Source organism: Streptomyces sp. NPDC046303 (assembly GCF_055588085.1).
The window spans coordinates 22,748-29,761 of sequence record NZ_JBVJFA010000056.1 but is presented as its reverse complement, the minus strand read 5'-3'; the positions used below and the strand labels follow the sequence as shown (position 1 = coordinate 29,761).

The following is a 7,014-nucleotide window of genomic DNA, read 5'->3' as shown; positions in this document are numbered from 1 at the left end:
TACTCACCCCCCCCCTCTCCCCCCCCCCCCCCCCCCCCCCCCCCCCCCACCCCCCCCCCCCCCCCCCCCCCCCCCCCCCCCCTCCCCCCCCCCCCCCCCCCCCCCCCCACTGCCGTGTGGTGTCAGTTGAGTGTCCACCTCTGGTTGTTCTGGCCGTTGCAGCTCCACAGGATCACCCGGGTGCCGTTGGCGGCCGCGCCGCGCTCGGCGTCGAGGCACAGGCCCGACGCGTTGTGGGTGATACTGCCGTTCGGATTGACGGTCCATTTCTGCTTCGTGGCGTTGGTGCAGTCCCACAGGATGGCCTTGGTGCCGTTCGCCGCGCTACTTCCCTCCGCGTCCAGGCACTTGGTGCCGAAGACCCGGAGTTCAGCGGCTGCCGTGGAGGTCCACTGCTGGTTGCCCTGACCGTGGCAGTCCCAGATCTGCAGTGGGGTTCCGTTCGTCTGGGAGGCTCCGGTGACGTCGAGGCATCTTCCCGACCCCACGCCCTGGATCGTGGACGCGGGGTGGGGCGTTCCGCCGCTGACCCGGAAGACGACGGTGCCATGGGGCGGCACGCTCGCCGAGATGGCTCCGGTGGTCGAGGTGACGGCGTTCGTCCAGGCCTCGCGCAGACTGAAGGAGGTGCCGGACAGGCCGATCGCCGAGGCGGCCGTGCTGATCGTCGTCGTGCTGCCGCCCTGGTTGAACAACGCGACCGCGACGTCGCCGTTGCTCAGCCGTTTGGCCAGGATGCGGCGGGTGCCGTCGTTGCCGATCTGGGTGGCCTGGAGGCCGAGCGGGTCCTGGTTGATGGCGATCAGGTTCTTGTTCTTCATGATCGTGGCGGTCGAGGCGTCCATGTTCCGCATGTCGTTGCCCGCGATCAGGGGAGCGGCCATGACCGCCCAGAGGGCGAAGTGGCTGCGCATCTCGGTGTCGGTCATGCCGCCCCGGCCGACCACCATCATGTCGGGGTCGTTGAACTGCCCCGGCCCGGCGTAGCCCGACAGGGGCGCGTTGACGTTGACGATGTTCTGGATGCCCATCGGGTAGCCGTTGCTCTGACCCGAGTTCCAGACGTTGGTGATGTCCTCGGTCGTGCGCCAGATGTTGGCGACGTCGCCCCAGTTCCGCTGCGGGCCGGTCTTCTCGTGGATGCTGTTGGGGTTGATGCTGTAGAGGATCGGCCGGCCGGTGGCCTTGAGGGCGTCGCGCATCTTCGCGAAGGTGCGCACCTGTTCGTCGATGGTGCCGGTGGGCGAGCACCAGTCGTACTTGAGGTAGTCGACGCCCCACGCGGCGAACTGCTGCGCGTCCTGGACCTCGTGGCCCAGGCTGCCGGTGGCGCCCGGATACGAGTTGAAGTACTGGGCGCACGTACGGTCCAGAGGTGCCTGGTAGAGGCCGAACTTCAGGCCACGGGCGTGCAGATAGTCGCCGAGCGCCTTCATGCCGCTGGGGAATCTCGACGGATTGGCCCGCAGATTGCCGGCGGAGTCGCGGTTCGGGTCGAACCAGCAGTCGTCGACGACCACGTACTCGTATCCGAGGTCACGCATGCCGGAGCTGACCATCGCGTCGGCGGTCTGGCGGATCAGCGTCTCGTTGATGTCGCAGCCGAAGGTGTTCCAGGTGTTCCACCCCATCGGCGGGGTGCGGCCCACGCCGTTCTCGAGCGCTTGCGCCCGGGGGGTGGGGATGAGTGCCGTGGCCGCCAGGGCCAGGGCACTCATGGCCAGCAGCGCGCGGTTTCGTTTCCTGCTCATGGTGGGGGGCTCCTCAGGGTCGGCTTCGCACCGCGGGCCCGGCCGTCGGCCGGGCCCGCCGCGCCGGCTCCGTACGGGAGCCGGGTCTTCGATGTCACATCGCTAGCGCTGCAGCGTCAGCAGGCCCGGCCGGTAGGGCAGGAGGCCGTAGTCGACGCCGTCGGAGCTGGGACTGCGCCCCTGGTAGAGCAGCTGCAGATTGCAGGGGTCGACCGTCATGGTCTGGTCGGCGCTGGTGCGCAGCAGTTCGCCGTGGCTGATGTCGTTCGTCCACGTGGCGCCGCTGTTTGCCTTGCCCGCGAAGGGGTTGCTCTCGGTGGCGGCCTGAGGCGTCCACGAGCCGTTCAGGCTGGTGGACGTGAACGAGCGGAAGTAGCGGCCCTGCGAGCCGATCGCCTCGACGATCATCAGGTAGCGGTCCTGGCCCTGGAGCTTGTAGACCTGAGGGGCCTCGAACAGGTTGTTCGTGGTGTCGCTCATGATCGTCGTGTACGAGGAGCCGAAGCTGCCCGGGAAGTTCCCGATCGGCATGCTCGCCCGGTAGATCTTGCCGTTGTCACCGGCGAAGAACAGGTACATGTTCGTGCCGTCGCCGATGATCGTCTGGTCGATGGGACCCGTTCCCGAGCCGCCGATGCTGCCGGAGAAGAGCTCCTGCGGCGCGGACCAGCCGTTCGGGTTGGTGGGGTCGTTCGACGTCCGGTAGGAGAAGGCGGTCGCACCCCACTGGTAGGTGAGCACCCAGATGTTCTTCGGTGCGAAGTAGAACAGGCTCGGCGCGACGGTGCCGGACGACATCGTGTTCTGGCTCGCGGAGCCCATCTCCGACCAGTTGGAGAACAGGCCGAAGTTCATTGAACCCCAGGCCTGGCCCGTCCCCGCGGCGCCGTGGGTCGTGGCGTAGACGAGCTGCTTGCCGTTGTACGGTGCGACGGTGAAGTCCTTGAGCGAGGCCCAGCCCGTCTTGGGCTGGGCGAGTGCGCCCGTCGACGACCAGCGGTAGGTCGACGGAAGGGCGCACGGTCCTGGGGTGGTGCCGCCGGCCTTGACGAGCTGCCACTGCTGGTTGGAGCCGCCCCAGTCGTCGTACTGGACGATGTTCGCGCCGTCGGAGGTGGAACCGCCCTGCACCTCGAGGGCCTTGCCACTGTGACGTGCGATCAGCCGTACGTTGCCGTCGGAGCTTTCGGCAAGGCGCCACTGCTGGTTGGTGGCGTTCGCGTCGGTCCACTGGACGATCGCGGCGCCGTTGGCGGTGGAGCGGCCCTGGACGTCGAGCACCTTGCCGGAGTGGCGGGACTTGATGCGGTAGTAGCCGCCGCCGGAGTCGACGAACTGCCACAGCTGCTGGTTCTGGTCGTTCCTGGCCCACTGGGTGATGCGGGCGCCGTCGTTCGTCGCCAGGTTGTAGACGTCGAGCGCCTTGCCGCTGTTGCGATTGACCAGTGCGTACGAGGCGTTGGGGTCGATGATCACCGCCGCGGCGGCGGGCTGGGCGCTGAGCAGAGCGGCCCCCAGCAGCAGTGAGGAGAGGGCCGCGAGTACGAGTCTCAGGACCCGGGGCGGATGGCGAAACCACATGAGGAGGGCTCCTTTGAAGGGCGGGGGTGAGATGACCCCGGCGCACCGCCGGGCGGATGCGCCGGGGGGTCGGGGACGGAATAGGGGTGGAGGCGGCCGCACATGCCGAAGAGCTGGTGCTCCGTGCGCTCCAGTCGGGACACTTCGCCGTGGCCGAGGTGGGAGAGGTCTCCGGCCTTCAGCCGTTCCAGCTGCCGGCCGGTGGTGACGGCTGCGGCCAGCGGGCCGTCGCGCCACCGGATCCACCAGGCGTCCAGGAGCTCCCTCTTCAGGCGGTGGGCTGCGCTGTGGAACTCGTGCAGCCCGCCCTTGCGCAAGGCCAGGAAACCCTCGAGGGCCAGGTCGCGGCGGCGGCGCGCTGCCGCGGCCTGGTCGCCGGTCAGGGCGGCCGCCTCGCGGTAGGCGTCGGGATCGGCCAGCACGGGAGCGGGGAAGGTGAAGACGGCGTCGCCGGCCTCGGGGAGTCCGCTGTTCTGCATGAGCACCACGAGGCGCAGGCCGCCGTCGTTGACGAGGCGGTGGACCGTGCCGGGGGTGAACCAGACGACGTCACCGGGGCGCAGCGGGGTGTCGGCGAAACCGGAGGCGGTGAGGGTCTGGACGCTGCCCGCGCCGGCGATGACGACGTACGCTTCGGAGCAGACGAGGTGCATGTGGGGTGTGCCGCCGCACAGCCCGTCGGCGGCCTCCCAGTCGTACACGGTCAGCTCGGAGATCCCCACGCTGCCGGGGAGGCCGGTCACCACGCGTGTTCCGCGATGTGGCGGGCCAGGCGCCCGAAGGTCCATGAGCCGTCGGCCACGACGATCCGGTAGCGGCGCGACAGGGTGTCGCCCGGGGCCAGCGGGAGTTCCTTGTCGAACGCCAGGGACGGGTTGACGGCGGGGATGGGCTCACTGCGGACGAACCAGTGGCAGGGGGCGTCCGGATCGTCCAGGAACAGGAGCGTGGACGAGCGGTCGACCTCGTCGTGCGTTCCGATGAAGGCCAGCCAGCCGCCCTGCTCCCCCATCGCGGGGCCGATCACGTCGCCGCCCGTGAAGTCGCGCGGCCCGCGCCAGAACAGACCGGAGTATCCGGCCAGTCGTCTGCCCTGTGTGCCGGGGCTGCCGAACACCAGCTCGGTGTCGAGGACGTTGGTCAGCGCGGTGGTGACGTCCAGGGTCCAGGAGTCGGCCTCGACGTCGCGTGCGGTCAGCGTGCGCCGTTCGTCGATCCAGTGCTCCCCCGCCATCGTGTGCCAGGCCAGCTCCTCGGTGATCACGGCGCGGCCTCGGCCTGCCGTGGCGGACACGCTGAGGCTGCGCATCGTGCCGAGGTTCGGCAGGTCCACGTAGCCCTGGCCGCGCAGGTAGGTGCCGCCGCCCCAGAAGTTCTGCCCCGACACCCACGACGCCGTGAACTGGACGCCCTTGTGCCAGCGGTGGTCGTGCGGCCGGAAGCCGGTGACCACGTCGCCGGCGAGGGTGCGCACCGGGTGCAGGTACGGTTTCGGTGCCTCGAAGGGGGCGGCGACCGGCCGGTGCACATACCGGAAGAGGTCGACGTCGCGCGCCCGGACGATCAGCGAGTCCTCGCTCTCGAGGAGTTCGAACGTCATCGGAACACCCCCGGGCGCCCTCCGTTGAGCGAGCCGTAGAACGGGTCGGCGGCGTCGATCTCTCCGCGCCGGACCGGCAGCCCGGTGAGAGCGGCCTTGTACAGGGCGGTCACCAGTTCCAGGGTGGACCTGCCGAGGTCGGGCCGGATCCCCGCCTCGTAGCCGTCCAGGAAGGCCGCGAACTGGGCGGTGTGCGAGCTGGGCAGGTCGTCCGGCGGCTCCCACTTCACGCCGGACGACCTGGTCGTGAACGTCCAGTCCGCGTTGGAGTAGCCGTACAGGTGCCGCAGCTCGACCGTGGCGTCGGTGAGATCGAACCGCAGGTAGCTCTCCTCGCGCGGGGAGAGGACGCTGTTGACGACCGTCGCGATGGCTCCGTTCTCGAACCGGACCAGGGCCGTGGACACGTCCTCGGTCTGGATCTCGCGCTCCAGGCGGCCGGCCATCGCGCGCACTTCGGCCCATGCGCCGAGCACCGCGAGCATCAGGTCCATCTGGTGGATGCCGTGGCCCAGCGTCGGGCCGCCGCCCTCGCTCTGCCATGTGCCGCGCCACGGCACGTCGTAGTAGGCGTCGTCGCGGTACCAGGCCGTGACGCACTGCGCGACCAGCGGACGGCCCAGGGTCCCGGCCGCGATCCGCTCGCGCAGGTAGCGGGCCCCCGTGCCGTACCGGTGCTGGAACACCGCGCCCGCGGCGGCGGGCCCTTCGGCGGCACGGATCCGGTCGAGCTCGGCCAGCGACAGCGCCACCGGCTTCTCGCACCACACCCACGCCCCCGCCTCCAGGCAGGCCACGGCCTGGTCGGCGTGCAGGAACGGCGGCGTGCACAGGTGGACGAGGTCCGGACTCTGCTCCTCGAGCATCGTGTGCAGGTCGCTGTAGACCGCGGGAATGCCGTGTTCGGCCGCGAAGGCCCCGGCGCGCGCGGCGTCCGCGTCGACGGCTGCCACGATCACGGCCCGGTGCGCCTGCGCCCGGAGGGCGGGTAGGTGGCCGATGCCCGCGATCCCGCCCGTTCCGACGATCGCCGTCCTGATCATCCGCCCAGCACCTTCCTGATCGAGCGATAGGCGGGCTTGGGCATCAGGTTCTCGTCGTAGGGCAGCGCTGCGCCCTCACCGGGGAAGACGGAGGGGATCCACGAGTACTTGTCGGTGTAGTCCCAGAGGGTGAGGCCGACGCATTTCTCGACCGCCAGGCAGGCCTTGACGTAGTCGGCGTACCAGGTGGCCTGGGTGGCGAGCTTTTCCGGGGTCGCGGGGAGGACCATCCGGATGTCGAGCTCGGTGATCGCGACCTCGACCCCGAGGTCGGCGAAGCGCTGCATGTTCTGCTGGACGTCGGCGGGGAAGCCGTACTGGAGCGCGAGGTGGCCCTGGATGCCGAAGCCCTCCACCGGGACGCCGTCGGCCTTCAGCTGCTTGATCAGGGTGTAATAGGCGTCGCTCTTGGGGCCGATCCCGTCGACGTTGTAGTCGTTGAGGTACAGCTTGGCGTGCCGGTCGGCCTCGTGGGCCCAGCGCAGGGCGTCGGCGATGTAGCCGGGGCCGAGCGTCTTGTGGAAGAGCGTCTCGCGGTAGGTGCCGTCTTCGTTGAAGGCCTCGTTGACGACGTCCCAGTGGATCACCTGGCCCTTGTAGTGCCGGACCACCGTCTGTATGTGGTTCTTGAGGACGGCGCGCAGCTCGTCGGCGGTCCAGGTGCGCTCGGTGAGCCAGGCGGGGAGCTGGTTGTGCCAGATGAGGGTGTGGCCGCGGACCTTCTGGTGGTGGGCCTTGGCGAAGGCGACGACCTGGTCGGCGGCGCTGAAGTCGAAGACGCCGCGCTCGGGTTCGGTGGCGTACCACTTCATGGCGTTGCCGGGGGTGGTCTGTCCGAACTCGCTGCCGAGGAGCTTGAGGTAGGCGGCGTCGGTGAACTCGGGATTGTCGGTGGCGGAGCCGAAGTACTTGTGGTGCTTCTTGGCCAGTTCGCCGAGCGTCCTGGGACGGGGCTCGGCGGCCGCGGGCGCGGCGGCGAGACCGGCCGCGAGGCAGGCGGCGGCGGACAGAGCGATGAGAATCCGGGGCATGGACATGA

At 69.7% G+C, this 7,014-nt stretch carries 6 protein-coding genes; all 6 read right to left on the bottom strand.

Annotation, left to right across the window (positions count from 1 at the left end; translation table 11 throughout):
* Positions 1–122: 122 nt before the first annotated feature.
* The gene (locus ACZ6I1_RS33250; RefSeq protein ID WP_469292688.1) at positions 123–1,751 is read right to left on the bottom strand and encodes a glycoside hydrolase family 27 protein; all 1,629 of its coding nucleotides are present in this window, start codon (positions 1,749–1,751) and stop codon (positions 123–125) included.
* A gap of 102 nt (positions 1,752–1,853) precedes the next feature.
* On the bottom strand, positions 1,854–3,332 hold the full coding sequence (locus ACZ6I1_RS33245) for a non-reducing end alpha-L-arabinofuranosidase family hydrolase (RefSeq protein ID WP_469292686.1): 1,479 nt from the start codon (positions 3,330–3,332) through the stop codon (positions 1,854–1,856).
* On the bottom strand, positions 3,302–4,120 hold the full coding sequence (locus ACZ6I1_RS33240) for a cupin domain-containing protein (RefSeq protein ID WP_469292685.1): 819 nt from the start codon (positions 4,118–4,120) through the stop codon (positions 3,302–3,304). Before ACZ6I1_RS33240 ends, ACZ6I1_RS33245 begins: the two co-directional genes overlap by 31 nt.
* Entirely contained in the window at positions 4,072–4,932 is an 861-nt protein-coding gene (locus ACZ6I1_RS33235) for a DUF6807 domain-containing protein (protein WP_469292683.1), read from the bottom strand. The genes ACZ6I1_RS33240 and ACZ6I1_RS33235 overlap by 49 nt, the downstream gene beginning before the upstream one ends.
* Positions 4,929–5,975 carry a Gfo/Idh/MocA family protein gene (locus ACZ6I1_RS33230; protein WP_469292682.1) on the bottom strand — a complete coding sequence of 349 codons (1,047 nt, stop codon included), beginning with the start codon at positions 5,973–5,975 and terminating at the stop codon, positions 4,929–4,931. Before ACZ6I1_RS33230 ends, ACZ6I1_RS33235 begins: the two co-directional genes overlap by 4 nt.
* The gene (locus ACZ6I1_RS33225) at positions 5,972–7,012 is read right to left on the bottom strand and encodes a glycoside hydrolase family 10 protein (protein ID WP_469292680.1); all 1,041 of its coding nucleotides are present in this window, start codon (positions 7,010–7,012) and stop codon (positions 5,972–5,974) included. Before ACZ6I1_RS33225 ends, ACZ6I1_RS33230 begins: the two co-directional genes overlap by 4 nt.
* Positions 7,013–7,014: the final 2 nt, after the last annotated feature.

Excerpts from the sequence above, each read along its gene's own strand:
- ACZ6I1_RS33250 (WP_469292688.1), bottom strand. The coding sequence starts at position 1,751 with ATGAGCAGGAAACGAAACCGCGCGCTGCTGGCCATGAGTGCCCTGGCC.
- ACZ6I1_RS33245 (WP_469292686.1), bottom strand. The coding sequence starts at position 3,332 with ATGTGGTTTCGCCATCCGCCCCGGGTCCTGAGACTCGTACTCGCGGCC.
- ACZ6I1_RS33240 (WP_469292685.1), bottom strand. The coding sequence starts at position 4,120 with ATGGACCTTCGGGCGCCTGGCCCGCCACATCGCGGAACACGCGTGGTG.
- ACZ6I1_RS33235 (WP_469292683.1), bottom strand. The coding sequence starts at position 4,932 with ATGACGTTCGAACTCCTCGAGAGCGAGGACTCGCTGATCGTCCGGGCG.
- ACZ6I1_RS33230 (WP_469292682.1), bottom strand. The coding sequence starts at position 5,975 with ATGATCAGGACGGCGATCGTCGGAACGGGCGGGATCGCGGGCATCGGC.
- ACZ6I1_RS33225 (WP_469292680.1), bottom strand. The coding sequence starts at position 7,012 with ATGTCCATGCCCCGGATTCTCATCGCTCTGTCCGCCGCCGCCTGCCTC.